The organism is Hymenobacter ruber, from assembly GCF_054783255.1.
This window is the reverse complement of record NZ_BAAGQX010000004.1, coordinates 674,770-690,400: the sequence shown is the minus strand read 5'-3', so window position 1 is coordinate 690,400 and position 15,631 is coordinate 674,770. Positions and strand designations below refer to the sequence as shown.

10 protein-coding genes are annotated in these 15,631 nt (G+C 62.9%); 5 read left to right on the top strand and 5 right to left on the bottom strand.

The annotated features are described in order from the left end of the window. Nucleotides 1–76: 76 nt before the first annotated feature. Entirely contained in the window at nt 77–1,033 is a 957-nt protein-coding gene (locus ACYVM5_RS13475) for a M48 family metalloprotease (RefSeq protein WP_460618631.1), read from the bottom strand. A gap of 364 nt (nt 1,034–1,397) precedes the next feature. Between ACYVM5_RS13475 and ACYVM5_RS13470 the strand changes: the two genes are divergently transcribed. The 3 genes from ACYVM5_RS13470 to ACYVM5_RS13460 all read left to right on the top strand — a co-directional run bounded on the left by ACYVM5_RS13470 (nt 1,398) and on the right by ACYVM5_RS13460 (nt 6,873). Continuing rightward, nucleotides 1,398–1,862, top strand: coding sequence for a hypothetical protein (locus ACYVM5_RS13470; RefSeq protein WP_460618630.1), 465 nt, complete (start codon nt 1,398–1,400; stop codon nt 1,860–1,862). 115 nt (nt 1,863–1,977) lie between these two features. Further along, on the top strand, nt 1,978–2,493 hold the full coding sequence (locus ACYVM5_RS13465; RefSeq protein WP_460618629.1) for an MOSC domain-containing protein: 516 nt from the start codon (nt 1,978–1,980) through the stop codon (nt 2,491–2,493). Between the two features lie 174 nt (nt 2,494–2,667). Next, a complete protein-coding gene (locus ACYVM5_RS13460; RefSeq protein WP_460618628.1) occupies nt 2,668–6,873 on the top strand; it encodes a DUF4394 domain-containing protein in 4,206 nt (1,401 codons plus the stop codon). A 208-nt stretch (nt 6,874–7,081) separates the two neighbouring features. Here the strand turns inward: ACYVM5_RS13460 and ACYVM5_RS13455 are convergent, their stop codons facing one another. Both ACYVM5_RS13455 and ACYVM5_RS13450 read right to left on the bottom strand, forming a co-directional pair. Further along, entirely contained in the window at nt 7,082–8,482 is a 1,401-nt protein-coding gene (locus tag ACYVM5_RS13455) for an RtcB family protein (protein WP_460618627.1), read from the bottom strand. Nucleotides 8,483–9,794: 1,312 nt separating this feature from the next. After that, nucleotides 9,795–11,318, bottom strand: coding sequence for a TROVE domain-containing protein (locus ACYVM5_RS13450; protein ID WP_460618626.1), 1,524 nt, complete (start codon nt 11,316–11,318; stop codon nt 9,795–9,797). Nucleotides 11,319–12,057: 739 nt separating this feature from the next. Here ACYVM5_RS13450 and ACYVM5_RS13445 point away from each other — a divergent pair. Then, complete coding sequence (locus ACYVM5_RS13445) at nt 12,058–12,960, top strand: histone deacetylase family protein (RefSeq protein WP_460618625.1); 903 nt, start codon at nt 12,058–12,060, stop codon at nt 12,958–12,960. A 25-nt stretch (nt 12,961–12,985) separates the two neighbouring features. Further along, entirely contained in the window at nt 12,986–13,996 is a 1,011-nt protein-coding gene (locus tag ACYVM5_RS13440) for a J domain-containing protein (RefSeq protein ID WP_460618624.1), read from the top strand. Between the two features lie 7 nt (nt 13,997–14,003). Here ACYVM5_RS13440 and ACYVM5_RS13435 read toward each other — a convergent pair whose 3' ends face one another. Further along, nucleotides 14,004–14,927: an alpha/beta fold hydrolase gene (locus tag ACYVM5_RS13435; protein ID WP_460618623.1), complete on the bottom strand. Its 924-nt coding sequence runs from the start codon at nt 14,925–14,927 to the stop codon at nt 14,004–14,006. A 93-nt stretch (nt 14,928–15,020) separates the two neighbouring features. Further along, the gene (locus ACYVM5_RS13430) at nt 15,021–15,614 is read right to left on the bottom strand and encodes a TetR/AcrR family transcriptional regulator (RefSeq protein ID WP_460618622.1); all 594 of its coding nucleotides are present in this window, start codon (nt 15,612–15,614) and stop codon (nt 15,021–15,023) included. Nucleotides 15,615–15,631: the final 17 nt, after the last annotated feature.

Below are 15,631 nucleotides of genomic sequence, written 5' to 3'. Positions count from 1 at the left end.
AACCCGGCCCGCCAGCCCACAAAAAAGCCGGTCCGCTAACGTGCGAACCGGCTTTTCATTGATTGCAAATGGCGTTTTACATCGTATCGTGCAGCTTGGCTACGCGCTGGCCGGCCTTGTCGTACACATCGCCGCGGGCGGTGATGAACAGGCGGCGCTGCTGGCCGTCGGTGAGCACGAAGGGGAAGGTCTGGCTGGTGGTGCGGGTGACGCGGCCTACCACTTCGGCGTTGTCGTCGTCATCCACGCGCACCACTTTCAGGGCGTTGGTGAGGTAGTAGCGCTGGCTGGGGTCGTTGCGGAAGGTAAGCTGGCCTACCAGGCGCACGGCATCGCCGGTGTTCTGGCTCACGGCCACCATTTCGCCGGCATCGTCCGGCACCGAGGGATATTGACGGGCCTGGCGGGCAGGAAGTTCGCGGGTCGGCTGGGCCATGGGTGCGGCGGCAATCACAGCAGGAGCGGCCGAGGGTGCGGCAGTGCGGGCACTGGCCACAATCTGACCATTGGCCCGCTGCCAGCCCTGGCTGATGGCCGTGAGGCGCGGCGTGCGGCCGGGGTGCGTACTCGAGCCTTCGTCGTCGGCCACGGTAGCCATGGCGGCCTGGGCCTGGGCCAGACTGGCCCCCAGCTTGCGCAGCACAAAGCCGGAAAACTCATCGGCCTCCAGCTCATCGGCGGGTTGCGAGCCGCCGGCGCGCAGGGTGTGGCCGTTGAGGTGGTGGCCCATTTCGTGGGCCAGGATGCTGATGCCGGCCCAGTCGGTGTGGCCGGCGCGGTTCACGGCATTCAGAAAATCGGGGTTGTAGAGCAGGTAGCGCTGGCCGTCGTAAACCACAGCGGCGGCGTTGTCGACCTCCCGCGTGGCCCGCAGCTGGAAGCGGGCCTTGAGGCCCACGGCATCGGTGATTTCGCGGATAACGTCGGTGGGCGCGGGGGCGGTTTGGGCCTGCGCGGGCGCGGCCAGGGCCAGCGGCAACGCGAGCAGCAGCGGGGCCGCCAGGCGGCTGATGAAACGAGGAAGGAAAGCCATATCGGGGAAGAAGAAAGGAAATGACTGTTAATTCAACCCCAAAGGCAAGCGCAATGCCAGCTTTTCGGGCAAAAAACCAACTGCAGTGCCTGTTTGCAACCGGGGGAGCTACGGCAGTAAACCAATTTTAGCGCAACAGAAATTGAGCTGGTAATCAAGCAACGGCAGAGCTCATTTTTATTGCTTTGCCGCTACCGCCAGCCCATCCGCGAGCGGGGTGCCAGGCTATTGAAACAACGATTCTGCCCTGCTGGCAGTTCACTAAACGAGAGTCGGGGACCGGCAAAAAGGGTTGCGTGATTCCGACCCGAAGTAGCTTTGCGCCCCGGCCGCCGTAGCCCCGCCAGTTTTCCGTTTCGCGTTGATGAATCAAGCCCACCTGCACCTCATTGTCAACCATGTGCCCATTGTGGGCAGCCTTTTTGCCGCCGTGCTACTGGGGGCGGGCGTGCCCAAGCACAATCTCGACCTGACCAAAGCCGGCCTAGTGGCCGTGCTGGCCGCCGGCCTGCTGTGCCTACCGGCTCAGCTCACCGGCGAGGGCGCGGCCGCCATTGCCCAAAACCTGCCCCGCGTGAGCCGCGCCCTCATTCACAACCACGAAGAAGCAGCCGAGCTGGGTTTCTGGGTGCTGGAAACAGCGGCGGCGCTGGCGCTGTTCGGGCTGCTGTTGCTGAAAAACAATTCGCCCAAATCCCGCCTGGTAGCCCTGCTGGCACTGGCGGCCACCGTGCTCAGCTTCGGCCTGCTGGCCCGGGCCGGCAACCTCGGCGGGCAGATTCGGCACACCGAAATCCGCGAGGGTTACGGCACGGCCGATGAATTGTAACTATAGTAGTTAGTGGTCAACGGTGAGTGGTTAATAACCATCCATCAACCATTAACAATCAACCACTAAACATTGGCAATTAACCGTTGACAACTAATCGTTAACCACTAATACTATGCCCTTTCCCTTTTTTGGCGACGATAAATCGACCGTGGCGCGCCTGCTGGCCACTTTGCCCCAAACCGGCACCCTAGAATGGATTGGCCAGCGCCCGGTGCGCCGCGAGCCGCTGGTGTCAGTGTCCGAGGCAGAGCTGAAAACCGACTCCCACATGCTCGGCGACCACGCCCGGCCCAAAGCCGGTGGCAAGCGGCAGGTCACGCTCATTCAGCAGGAGCACTTGGTGGCTGTGGCCGGCTACTTGGGGCTGGATGCGCCGCTGGACCCGGCCCGCCTGCGCCGCAACCTGGTGGTGCGCGGCCTGAACCTGCTGGCCCTGAAAAACCGCCAGATTCGTATCGGCGAGGACGTCATTCTCGACATCACCGGCGAGTGCCACCCCTGCTCGCGCATGGAGGAAGAGCTGGGCCCCGGCGGCTACAACGCCATGCGCGGGCACGGCGGCCTCACGGCGCACATCGCGCAGGGCGGCATCATCCGGGTGGGCGACGTAGTGCGGGTAGTGAGTTGATTTTCTCGAATATTTTATTATTTTTAAGTGCGTCGCAGGCGTCGAGCAAACGGCTCAGGCATACTTTTTAAACTCGTTTTCATCCGGGCACCGGGCTGCAATCGTATGTGCCGCCAACGGCGGCGCTGCCAGCCTGTTCTTGTTGGTTTTAACCCCTCCATTTTCTCTTACCCTATGTCCAAACTCCTACTTTCGCGGTCTGCTTTGGGCCAGCGACTAAGTCGCTTTCTGCGCCTTGCTCTGAGTGCGGTGCTATTGCTGACTGGCTTGGCGGCTCAGGCGCAAACCACCATTTACGGCATCGGCACGGTCACCCATACTTTTGCCTACTCGCCCATTTATCCGGCCGGTGCCACGGCGGGCTCGCAGGGCCTGGCGGCATTCGACCCGGCAACCGGAGGCCCTAACAACAACTTATTCTTAATCACGGGCGTGGTGGGCAACCAGAAACTGGTAGGCATTGATTTTCGCCCCCTGACGGGGCAACTTTATGCTTTAGGCTACGACCCGGCCCTGACAACCAATAACGCCCAGCTTTATACCCTTAACCCCAGAACCGGGGTGGCCACGGCCGTGAGCGCCTCGCCGATTTCCCTGATGCTTGGCGACGCCACAGAGCGCATTGGCTTCAATTTCAATCCAGTAGCCGACCTGGTGCGGGTGGTGAGCTCCAACGATGCCAACTACCGGATTAGCCCGGCGACGGGCCTGGTCGTCACCACCGGCGGCGTTGATGGGCCGCTGGCCTACGCTGCTGGCGACCCCAACGCCGGGCTCAACCCGCGGGTGGGCGGTGCGGCTTACACCAATTCGTTCGCCGGCGCGACCAGCACCATTCTCTACGATGCCGAGAACAAAAACGACTTCTCTGCTCCTTCCGGCATTTTGTCGACGCAGTCGCCGCCTAATGACGGCACGCTCAATACGCAGGCCGATATCAGACTGGGCTCGAACAGCGGCCCGTTTTTCGGCATCGACGCGGCGGCCCGCATCAACCTTGATATTTTCTGGACTGGCACTTATAATAAGGGCTATTTGCTGGAACTAACGGCTCCTAACGGTTCGGGCTATTCGAGCAGCAACCTCTACGATTTGTCGCTGCCGGCCAGCGCAACCAGCCCGCCCGACCCCACCAACGCCAACCCGGTCGGCTACGGCAGCAACAAGCGCACCCTGGTGCCCGCCAACTTCCTGACGCCGTTCAACCTGCTGTCGATTGCCGTGGCCCCCACGCCCACCATCACCAGCCTGTCGCCCCCCTCGGCCGAGGTGGGCACGCCCGGCCTGACGCTGACTATTAACGGCACGGGCTTCGTGAACTCGACTACGGTGCAGTTCAACGGTTCGGACCGGACGGCCACCTACGTATCGGCCACGCAGCTGACGGCGGTGTTGACGGCTGCCGACCTGGCCACGGTGGGTGCTTACAACGTGACCGTTACCAACCCGCCTTTCCCAAACACGCCGCCCTCGGCCCCGGCCACGTTTACGGTGACGCCCACCTGCGCGGCGCCGACCAACCTGACGGCGGGCAGCATCACCAGCAGCTCGGCCACGGTGTCGTTCACCGGCAACGGCTCGGCCACGAGCTATACCATGACGACCTCGCCGACGACCACCACGCAAACCCTGCCCGGTACGGCCACTTCGGTAACCCTTACAGGCCTGACGCCTAATACCAGCTACACGGTCAGCATCACCACCACCTGCCCGAGCGGCACCACCGGCCCGGCCACCGTCACCTTCACCACCAGCCCGGCGGCCGCCACCCTGGCCGTGAGCCAGGGCGCCACCAGCTACCCCAGCGGCGGCACGGCCTATGGCTTCGGCAACCAGACGGTGAACACGACCAGCACGGCCGTATCCTTCACCCTCACCAATGGCGGCACCGACCCGCTGACCATCAGCAGCATCACCACCACCGGCAACTTCGCCGTGAGTGGCACGGCCCCGACCAGCGTGCCCGCTGGCGGCACGGCCACCGTGAACGTGACGTTTACCCCCACGGCGACCGGCACCCGCACCGGCACGTTGGTTATCAACTCAAACGCCACCAACGGTGCCACGTACACTGTGAACCTAACCGGTAACGGCCAGGCCGCCACCCCCAACCCGCAGATTGCTGTCAGCCAGAGCGGGACGGGCATTGCTAACGGCGGCACCTTTACAGGGTTTGCCAGCACGCAGCAGGGCAGCACGTCGGCCCCGGTTACGTTCACCATCAGCAACGGCAGCGCCACGGATGCCCTTACGCTGGGGGCTTTCACCTTCAGCGGGCCGTATGCCCTGAGCGGCACGGCCCCAACCAACGTGGCCCCGGGCGGCACGGCCACGTTCGGCGTCACGTTCTCGCCCACAGCCACCGGCACCAACACTGGCGCGGTGAGCATCGCTAACAACAGTCAGGCGAATAACCCCTACGTTATTAACTTCAGCGGCCAGGGCACTTCGCAGGATTTGGTGGTGAGCACGCCGCAGGCCGTGCAGGGCAGCTACCGCAACGTGACCATTGTGGGTCCCAACGGCGTCGCTACGCTGAGCGGCCCGCTAACCGTAAGCGGTACGCTGGCCGTGCAGGCGGGCGGCTCGCTCATTCAGAACTGCCAGACCATTACGGGTGGAGGTAATTTTGACCTGCAAGCCGGTGGCGCCATTGCCATCTGCGACGCAGCCGGGATTGCAACCAGCGGCGCCGTAGGCGCGGTGCAGGTAACGGGCTCGCGCAGTTTTAGCCCGCAGGCCAGCTACCTCTACAACGGCACCGTGGCCCAGGCAACGGGTACGGGCCTGCCCGCGCAGGTGCTGAACCTGGGCGTGCTGAACACCGCAAACGTGACGTTGACCCAGGCCGTGGCCGTGGCCGGCGTGGTGCGCCTGCAAAGCGGCAACCTGAACACCGGCGGCCGCACGCTGACGCTGCTGTCGTCGGCAGCCGGCACGGCACTGGTTGATAATACGGGCGGTGCAGTGGTTGGCACGGCCACGGTGCAGCGCTACATCACGCCCACCTTCAACGGCACGGGCTACCGCCACTACTCCCCGCCCGTGAGCGGCAGCAACGTGAACGACCTGACCACGGCCGGCTACACGCCGGTTATCAACCCGAGCTTCAATACCATTGGCAAATCGGTACGGCCCTTCCCCACGGTGTTTAGCTACGACGAGACGCGCGTGAACAGCAGCGGCAGCGCCGGCTCCATCGATTTCGACAAGGGCTACCTCTCGCCCGGCTCGCTCTCGGATGCGCTCAACCCTACGCAGGGCTACACGGTGAACATTTCGGCGGCGGCCAACGTGGACTTTGTAGGCACGCTCAACAACGGCAACTACACGGCCAGCAACCTTACCCGCGGCCCGTACACCGATGCCGGCTGGCACTTCCGGGGCAACCCCTACCCCGCCCCGCTCGACTGGCAGGCGATGGTGAGCGCCGGCCGTCTGACGAACATGGAAAACGCCCTGTACGTGTTCAAAAGCAATGGCTTGTACACCGGCACGTATGCCAGCTACATCAACGGAGTAAGCGCCAATGGCGGCACCAATATTCTGCCGTCGTCGCAGGGCTTTGTCGTGCGCACCATTGCAGCCGGGCAAGTGGGCAGCATTGCCTTCACCAATGCTGAGCGCCTCACCACCACCAACAACACGCCCTTCCAGCGCGGCACCGCCGACACCCGTACCCAGCTCACCCTAAGCCTGCGCAATGCTACTGCCGCCACCCAAACGGCCATTTATTTCGACCAGGGCGCTACGGCTGGGTATGATGCCGCCTTCGATGCCGTGGCGTTGCCCTCCTCCAATGGCCTGACCCTGGCCACCGATGCCAATGGCCAGACGGCCTCCATCAACGGGATGCCCACCCTGGCCGGCACTACCGATGTGATTTTGCCCATGTACTTGAGCGCGGCCACTGCCGGCACGTATACGCTCGGTGTTGATAACCTCGCCAACCTGCCTACCGGCTACCACGCCTACCTGCGCGATGCCCTCACCGGCGCATACACCGACCTGGCTACCACGCCCACCGTCAGCCTGACGCTGGCGGCCAATACCGCCGCTGCCGGCCGCTATGCTGTACTCTTCACAACGCAGTCCCGCGTGCTGGCTACCGCGCCCGCCGCCTTGGCCCGTCTGGCCAGCGTGTACCCCAACCCGGCCCACGCCTCGGCCACGCTGCTGCTGCCCGTGGCCTTACGCGGCACCGCCGCCACGGTCGTAGCGGTGGTCGACAACCTGGGCCGCACGGTGCTCACGCGTACCCTGGCCGCCGGCACCGCCGAAACCCTGGACCTGCCGCTGACGGGCCTGGCTCCCGGCGTGTATTCGGTGCAGGCCCGCACGGCCGCCGGTCTCGTGGCTAAGCGCCTGGTAGTGCAGTAGGGCCGCGACCTGTTCCGGGATAAAAACACAAAGCCCCGGCCGCAATGGCCGGGGCTTTGTGTTGCGGGGCAACCCTTCTTCCCCAAATTTAAAAAACCTCCCGCCAAGGGCGAGAGGCTTTCCAAGCTATGAAAACAACTGTCCCCTGTAAGAGACACGTAGTTATGTACGAACGGCACCAGACATTTGGATTGACTTTCGGCAGTAATTAAGCGCCGTCCATCCGCACAATTTTGGGGGTGAAGGAGCCAAGTACGTCCACCAGCTCGCGCTGGCTGGCCATCACGGTGCGGATGTCTTTGTAGGCCATCGGCGCTTCATCCAGCCCGCCACCGATGAGCTCGATGCCGTGGTCGGCGAGGTACTTGCGCACCTGCGCTTCGCCCAGCTCGGCCTTGGCGCGGGTACGCGACATGAGCCGGCCCGCCCCGTGCGAAGCCGAAGCCAACGACTCGGCCACGCCCCGCCCCCGCACAATGAAGCCGGGAGCCGTCATCGAGCCGGGGATGATGCCGAGCACGCCCGCGCCGGCCGGCGTGGCGCCTTTGCGGTGGGTGATGACCTCGCGGCCATCGGCCAGCCGCTCCTTCCAGGCGAAGTTGTGGTGGTTTTCCACTTTTGCCAAGGGCTTTTCGCCGAGGGCGCGGGCCAGGCGGCGGTGAATCTGCTCGTGGCAGGCCGAGGCGTAGTCGCCGGCCAGCGTCATGGCGGCCCAGTATTCCTGGCCGGCTTCGGTGTCGAGCCCGAGCCAGGCGAGGTGCTGGGCTTCGCCGGGCAGCTGACACACGTCCTTGGCGAGCTTGGTGTAGCGCTCGGCAATGCCCGCGCCCAGCCCCCGCGAGCCGGAGTGCGAAAGCACGCCCAAATACTGCCCCACGGGCACGCCCAGCTCGTTTTCCGCGTCGGTAATTTCGACGATGCCGAACTCCACAAAGTGGTTGCCGGAGCCGGAAGTGCCGACTTGCTCGGCAGCTTTATCGAGCTTGTTTTTCAGGAATGGGATTTCCTGAAATTCGGCCCGGTCGAGCACGGCGTGGTCCATGCGCTGGCCCCGCTCGAAGCCCCGGCCGCTACCGAAACGCGTGTTTTCGAGTAGCAGGCTGCGCAACTCCTGGGTGCGTTGGGTGAGGTATTTGGGCGGCAAATCGAACACCGACAACGCCATGCGGCAGCCGATGTCCACGCCCACGGCGTAGGGAATCACCGCATTATCAGTAGCCAGCACGCCGCCGATGGGCAGGCCGTAGCCGTGGTGGGCATCGGGCATGAGGGCTCCGGCCACGGTCACGGGCAGTTTCATGGCCGTTTCCATCTGATGGATGGCGCCCGGCTCAATGTGCTCAGCCCCGAACACGGCGTATTCCTTGCGCTCAACCAAAGCAATGTGGCGGTTGGGCGGAGGCAGCAAAGCGGCGGCCGTGTGGCTCCAGTCGAGGTGGGTGAGGAAGTCGGTGGGGTTGGCAATAAGTTGACCTAGCAAAGCAAGCTGGTCGGTTTGGGAGAGTTTTTTGAGGTGCTTGCGCTGCAATTGAGCCAGCGCAAGCCCGATGGCCCGACCTTCGGGAAACCCGAGGGCACGAAGGTCGTTGCCGCGTAATATGTTGGCCATAAAAATGGTTGTTGCACGGTGTAGAGACGCGACACTTCGCGTCTCCATCGTTGATGAAAAGAAAGATAAAACGGGGCCGGGCAACAGGCGCATCACCTACGTAATGTGCTCTAACCAGCTGAGCTACTGCGGGCCAAAACCCACAGGCCGGCCTCGAACCGGCGACCCCATCGTCCCTAACGAAGTATGGCGGTGCTACGGCACCAGCCCGTTTTATCAGCAAAAAACCTGTTCGGGGCAACAAGCGCCTGGCCTTCTGGTCCTGCTCTAACCAACTGAGCTACGGTGACTGCTTTGGGGCAGCTTCCGGCGGGGCTCGAACCCGCGACCTGGGCATTAAAAGTGCGAAGTATGGCCGGGCTACGACACCCGAATAGGAGTTGAATAAAAATGTATCGGGGCAAAAAGCAGCGGGTGACTTTAATTTATTGTGCTTTCGACCACTCAGCCACTTCAACTCTTACCAATTGAAGGAGGGATTCGAACCCCCGGTTCCTAACGGAACAGACGAAGTAACACCAGCTTACGGCACCCAATACACATTTTTGTTTCCGGCTGGGGCAACAGGCGCCCGGCCAACTGGCGCGGCTCTACCAATTCGTATTTGCCCTGCCTCACGGCAGCACTTCGGGAGTCGAACCCGCAACCGCACCTATTAGGGACGAAGTAAGGCCCGGCTACGGCACCCATCCGGAAACGTATTTCACTCGGCTTTCTCCGAAAATTCGGGGCAACAGGCGGCAGGCGTGTCAACCGCAGCCGAAGCTGCGGAAGGGGAGTCGAACCCTAAGCGGAGCCTCCGAAGAAGCCCCCTTTCACCAACGAAGTAACGCCGGCCTACGGCACCCGAACCATGCGGAGCTGGCCGAGGTGGGATGCGCCCTCGCAAGCGAAAGGCAGCATCCCGGTCGGCGACTGCCCCAAGTGGGCAGCCGTCTTCCTCATGTCGGCAATTTTTAAACGTGAGTCATGTCGTTTTTATTTTAAAAAATCTGTAAGCTGGAGCAACAAGCGGCTGGCGCAATGTTTTCGTCCTCCGCCCGAAGCGGAAACGGGATTCGAACCCGCGAGATGGAAAAAATTCCACCCGAAAACTTTACCACGAAGTAGCGCCGGCCTACGGCACCCAACTCAGACAGCAACAACCGGGCAATAAGCGCTGGACTAACGGATTCCGGGCCATTACACCCGGCGAGACACTTAAGCCTCTAGCGTGTTTTCAGGACGAAGTATGCCGCAGCTACGGCACCGGTTATTTCATTTTTTTTAGCGGCCGGGGGTTCCGCTTTACTGCCCGGCCGTTCCGCAGTTCTTACAGGTCAATTTTCTCAATTTCGGTGAGGGCCGAGCCGCCGTTATCCAGCGCGCTCAGCACGTCGAACACCTTATCGGACCAGCCGGCGATGAGGGCCACGCCCGTTTCGGGGCGCACCTCCAGCGGGGCGGTGCCGTGCCCGGCCAGGTCGAAGAGGTAGAGGCGGGCATTGGGGGCCACGGTGCGGCGGTAATCGGCCCAGATTCGGCCGAATACGCCCCCATCGCCGGTGCTGTTCCAGAGCTGGCAGTCGGTGAAAATCATCACCTTATCCACTACCTCACGGCGCAGCAACAGCTCCTGCACTACCAGGTGGCCGTTGGTGGAGTAGCCCACTTCGCCTTCGCGCTGGTAGAGCTCGTCCACGTTGCGCAGCACCGGGCCGCGGGGCAGGCTTATGCGCTTCCAGACGTTGCCGAACATGCCGGTAACCACGTTCTGACAGCGGCTCTGCAGCAACATGCTCAGCACCAGGCCCACGTCGTAGAGCAGCACTTTGCTGCGGGCCGAAATGGGCTGTTGCATCGAGCCTGATACGTCGCAGGCCAGCACCACGCGGGTGTCGTGCCCGAAACCGCGCAGGTTCACGGCGCTGTGCGCAATGGCCGTTTCCAGGGCCGACAGCACGCCGGCCACATGGCCGCTCGGCAAGGCTTTCACCTCACGGTAGGCGGCCAGGAAGCGGAACGGCAGCTGCTTGCTGCGCGCCACCGCAAACCGGTCGGCCAGCGTATCACACACTTTCTCCATCGTGGCCGCCGAAACGTTGGCTTCGAGGATGTTGCGCAGGTTACGCAGCAAGGCCATATAGCCGAGCTTGCCGCTGGTAATCAGCGTTTCCCACGTCTGGCGGACAGCCGTTTGCCGGTCCGCATCGGTGGCGTAGCTCCCCTGCCCGACCGCCGACAGCTCGGTTTCCCAGGTGTAGGGCGTGGGCAATTCGCCGCGCACCAGCTGGTTGAACAGCGCTTGCTGGGCCTCATCCTTGGCATTGGGGTGCACGAGGAAGAGGGCATCGCGCAGGCGCACCGCGCCGTCGCGGTCGTACTTGGCCAGCTGGTAGCCGTCGAAACGGTTGAAGCTGAGGGCCAGCCCTTTTTGCAGCTGCTTGGAGAGGCGGTTGAGGACTTTGGTCCCGCTCCGGCCGTTGGCCTGGGCGTAGAAGGCCAGCAATTCCGTGATTTCGTCGGGGCGTTGCACCACGCGGGCCACCAGGCGGCTCACGAGGCTGTCGCCGCGGTGCAGCTGGGCCAGTTCCACGCACAGCACCAGCGGCACCGAGCGCAAATTCAGCACTTCGCGGGCATACACCGCCAGCTGGGCCACGAACCGGGGCTCGTTTTTCGCCACCAAATCGCGCAAACGCTGCAGGCGGGTGTCGGCCGTTTCGTAGAACTGGTCGCTGAGTGCGGCCGTAGCCACGGCGGCGTACAGTTCCAGCTGAGGCGTGAGGGTGAAGGCGGGCGCCCCTTCGTGGTTGACGGTGGGCGCAGTGTTTCGGGAGAAGAAGTTGAAGCGCATAATGAGGGAAATTTGGAAAGTGGAAGGGAAGGAATTAAGCAGATTGGTTAATTCAGAAATTAATTCACTGGCAATTATTATCTCAATAATTAATTCCCGAATTGAATTAGACGCACCTCTTCCAGTCAAATAAAAGCTTGTTTTTATTTGGGAATTAATGACACGAAAAAGCCCGGCTTTTGTGGGCCGGGCTTTTCTTTTTCGCGGGAATTACGCCGATTTTATCGACGCATCCAACCAAGAAAAAAAGCACGGCCGCGCCGATTCAGCGAGCCGCCATCGAGGCGGAGCTGGAACTGTTTAGGCAGGTATTCGGGGCGGATACTGTGCATGGGGGAACTGAGCTAAGCGGTTGATAAACCGCAAAAAACAAAAAAACCCGAGCGTTATGGGCTCGGGCGTGGCGGGTTTCAGGCGAAGCTGAAATCAGGCAAACATACCGAGCGGAGACAGCCGTTCTGGCTGTTTCTTATCCGAATTGCTGGTGAATGTGAAGTGGCGGTACATGGCTGTTTGCTTTTGGTGTGACAAAGGTTGAGCATTAATTTTAATTGCGCAAATAATTTTTGAAAATATTTATTAATTATTTTTACAAAGTTCAATTCCGTGAAAATTATCGACTTTTTACGGATAATTAATTTCGTTGATTGGCAAGCTGGCACGCATTCCAAATGATAGTACCAGGTACTATCGAGGGATTTCTTGCGTATTGCTATTTGCTGCCTGCGCCTTTCCGTATATGCCCCGCCTCGCTACTTCCGACCATTATACCCTCGACCTGCCGGCCGGCCACCGCTTCCCCATCGCCAAATACGCCATGATTCGGGAGCAACTCCTGTGGCAGGGCATCGCCGAGCCGGCCGATTTCTACGAGCCCGGCCTGTGCGCCGAGGAAGATGTGCTGCGCGTGCACACGCTCGCCTACTGGCACCGCGTGCGCGACCTGCAGCTCACGCCCCGCGAAGTGCGCAACCTGGGCCTGCCGCAAAGCCCGCAGCTGGTGCGCCGCTCGCTGAGCAGCAGCGCCGGCACGCTGCAATCGGCCCGGAATGCCCTGCGCGACGGCATTGGCCTGAACCTCGCCGGCGGCACCCACCACGCCTTTGCCGACCGGGGCGAAGGCTTCTGCGTGCTAAACGACCAGGCCATTGCCGCCGCGTACCTGCTGGCGCACGGGTTGGCAAAACAGATTTTGATTGTGGATTTGGACGTGCACCAGGGCGATGGCACGGCGGCCATTTTCCGGAATGAGCCGCGTGTATTTACGTTTTCAATGCACGCGGGGGCCAATTATCCCCTGCGCAAAGAGCAGTCGGACCTGGATATTCCGCTGGCGCTGGGCACCGGCGATGCGGAGTATCTGGCGCAGCTATCGGCCACTCTGGAGCCGCTGGTGGAGCGGGTGCGGCCGGATTTTATCTTCTACCAGGCTGGTGTGGATGTACTGGCTACCGATAAGCTGGGCAAGCTGGCGCTCACGCCTGCCGGCTGCCGGCGACGTGACGAACTGGTGCTGGGCCTGTGCCGGGCACGGGGCCTGCCGGTAGCCGTGAGCATGGGCGGCGGCTATTCAGAAAAGCTAGCCGACATCGTGGACGCGCATTGCAACACGTTTCGGGTGGCGTTTGAGCTTTGGCCGTAGCGCCAGGCCGTACCTTTGCTATCAAATGAAAAGAGCTGATTCTGCGCACCCTGACCGTATTACCGTCCCGGTGCTAACCGCTGAGCAGCCCGCCGGGACGCTCGCCCAGCAAGCTTTCCGGCAGGCAATTCTCGACGTGGAAAACCTGCGTGAGCGGCTGCGCGACCTGCGCGCCGAGCAGGCCGAAGCCCGGCGGCGCTACTGGCAGCAGGTAGGGCCAGCCGCCACCGCCGTGGTGGCGGCGCGCCACGCGCTGTATGCGCCGCTGGAAGAAGCGCTGCTGCTGAGCTACTTCAGCCGGTTGGAGGAAGCTCAGATTACGAACGTAATTCTGGGCAACGCCCGCACGTTGGAAGACCGGTTCGGAGAAGACGAGACGGCCATCATCCGCAAATACGCCCCGGCCGGGCACCGCTCCGCAGCGGCTAAAACCACTACTGAGCGCGAAAAAACAGCAGGTTCGGCACCGGATTTTATCCCCGACCCTGCCCTGCCGCCGCACGAGCAGGCCGCCGCCGCCCGTGCCCGCCGCAAAACCAAGGCCCAGCGCCAGCAGGAAGCCGCCGCGCAGGCCGACCAGAAACAGCTCGAAAGCAACGCCAAAACCATCTACCGCCAGCTGGCCCGCACCCACCACCCCGACCTAGAGCGCGACCCCGAAAAGCACGCCGACAAAACCGCCCGGATGCAGCGCATCACCGAGGCCTACGAGGCCGATGACCTCTACACGCTGCTCCAACTGCTGGCCGAATCTGGCCCCGCCGACGCGGCCGCCGACGATGTACTGGCCCGTTACACCCGCGCCCTGCTCCAGCAGCAAGTCCAACTGAAGCAGGAAATGAACGAGCTGAAATACGGGCCCAACGGCTTCGTCACGGCCTCAGGCAAAAAGCAGGAGTTGGAGTTGCGCCAACTCAAGCGCGACCTGCGGGCCGAGGCCGAGTACGTAGCGCACGTCGGTCGCGTGATAAGCGAAGCTGATGGACTGCGCGAAGTGCTGCGGCAGCTGGCAGCTGAAGGGTTGGAAACTATCTGAGCCGGGCTCAGCCAATAAAATCCACGGCCAACTGCACCACGTCGGCATCGCGCAGAATACGGTTGTGGCCCAGGCCGCGCGTGGCGTGCAGCCGGGCGCCGGGCCAGGCCGCGGCAATGTGCTGGCCTTCGGCGAAGGGGATGATTTCGTCTTCTTCATCGTGAAGCACCAGCACCTGCTCGGCCCCAATGCCCGGCCCGGCCGCGGCCACCGCAAACGAATCGGCCGTCCGGCCGGTGCTGCGCTCAATGTGCCCGGCAAAGCGCAGTACCAAATCAGCGGGCAAGTGCAGGAAATCGGCAAACCGTTCGGCCACCGGCCGCGGCCCTTCCGGCGCGCTGATGAGCACCAGGCGCGGCAAGACCGCGCCTGCCGGCAGCCGTACCGGCAGCCCCGCCACCGACGCTGCTCCAAACGAATGCGCCACAATGGCGCGCACCTTCCCTATGGTATCCACCACCGCCTGCACGGCCCCGCCGAAGTCGGTGAGCGTGGTGCGCCGGCCAGCCGAAGCCCCATGTGCAGGCCCATCCAGGGCTACCACGCGGTAGCCGGCCGCCAGCAATGGCCCCACCCAGGCCCGCCAAAAGCTCGCCCGGTGTTCCCAGCCGTGCACGAGCAGCACGGCGGGCGCGGCTGCCGGTCCCCATTCGTACACGGCGATTGGGCCGGTGGCGGTGGCCACGGTCCGACGGCGGGCGTCGGCCAGCGCGGGTGCTTCCCAGGCTTTAATGGGCAACTTGCGCGGTGTGGTAAACACCCGCCACGCCTGCCGGAAGCCCAACGCCGGCGACAACGCCCACAGCGCACCCAACTGCCAGCGGAGCCACCGCAGGCCCGCCGGCTCGGGGTAGCGTATGGCCAGCGCTGGTGGCGCGGCGGGCGTTTCTTCAGCGCACAAAAAATAAACGGGCGAATAGGTATTGGTCATGAGGCAGGTTGGGTTGGTGCGGGCAGAGACTTATGCAATAGCCAGAGATGGATGGAGATAACGGCTGGGCAAGTGGCGAAAAAAGGCTCCCGGTTACGCCAGCAGCTCCAGTCGCAGCTGGCCCACTATCACCTGAAAAGGCGTTTCGTCGTGCACGCGGGCTACTTGCAGCGCCCCGGTCAGCGTGGTGAGCACCTGCGCCGCTTTGGCCGCTGGGCTGCCCACAAAACGCAGGGTGCCCGTGGCCCGGCCCACGGCCAGCACCTGGGCCAGCCACTCGGTCAGCTCGCGGTTGAAGGTGCGCAGCTCGGCCTGCATGGGCGCGGGCAGGGTCCGGAAATCGGCCGCCAAGGCCCCGAACAGGCACACGCGGCGCTCGTGGCCGAGGTGCGTATCGTACACCGCCAGCAGGGCTTCGAACTGAGCGACGGGCGGCAGGTCGGCCACGCGGGGCAGGTCGCGCCACTTGCGCAGGCGGCGCAGCTGCCGGGCCACAATGGCCGTCCCCAGGTCGTCCTTACTCGGATAATGGTAATGGATGGCGGCCGGCTTCACCCCCAGCTCCTTGGCCAGGTGCTGGTAGCTAAAGGCATTGAAACCACGCTCTAACAACAGCCCTTCCGCCAGGTCGAGGATGCGGGTGCGCGTATCGGGAGGTAATGTGATGGGCAGAGGTGGTGTTGTCATAAGTAGGACAAATATAC

What these genes read in the sequence shown, in the direction of transcription:
- ACYVM5_RS13460 (WP_460618628.1), top strand. Translation starts at nt 2,668, where the DNA reads ATGTCCAAACTCCTACTTTCGCGGTCTGCTTTGGGCCAGCGACTAAGT.
- ACYVM5_RS13470 (WP_460618630.1), top strand. Translation starts at nt 1,398, where the DNA reads ATGAATCAAGCCCACCTGCACCTCATTGTCAACCATGTGCCCATTGTG.
- ACYVM5_RS13465 (WP_460618629.1), top strand. Translation starts at nt 1,978, where the DNA reads ATGCCCTTTCCCTTTTTTGGCGACGATAAATCGACCGTGGCGCGCCTG.
- ACYVM5_RS13445 (WP_460618625.1), top strand. Translation starts at nt 12,058, where the DNA reads ATGCCCCGCCTCGCTACTTCCGACCATTATACCCTCGACCTGCCGGCC.
- ACYVM5_RS13440 (WP_460618624.1), top strand. Translation starts at nt 12,986, where the DNA reads ATGAAAAGAGCTGATTCTGCGCACCCTGACCGTATTACCGTCCCGGTG.
- ACYVM5_RS13450 (WP_460618626.1), bottom strand. Translation starts at nt 11,318, where the DNA reads ATGCGCTTCAACTTCTTCTCCCGAAACACTGCGCCCACCGTCAACCAC.
- ACYVM5_RS13435 (WP_460618623.1), bottom strand. Translation starts at nt 14,927, where the DNA reads ATGACCAATACCTATTCGCCCGTTTATTTTTTGTGCGCTGAAGAAACG.
- ACYVM5_RS13475 (WP_460618631.1), bottom strand. Translation starts at nt 1,033, where the DNA reads ATGGCTTTCCTTCCTCGTTTCATCAGCCGCCTGGCGGCCCCGCTGCTG.
- ACYVM5_RS13430 (WP_460618622.1), bottom strand. Translation starts at nt 15,614, where the DNA reads ATGACAACACCACCTCTGCCCATCACATTACCTCCCGATACGCGCACC.
- ACYVM5_RS13455 (WP_460618627.1), bottom strand. Translation starts at nt 8,482, where the DNA reads ATGGCCAACATATTACGCGGCAACGACCTTCGTGCCCTCGGGTTTCCC.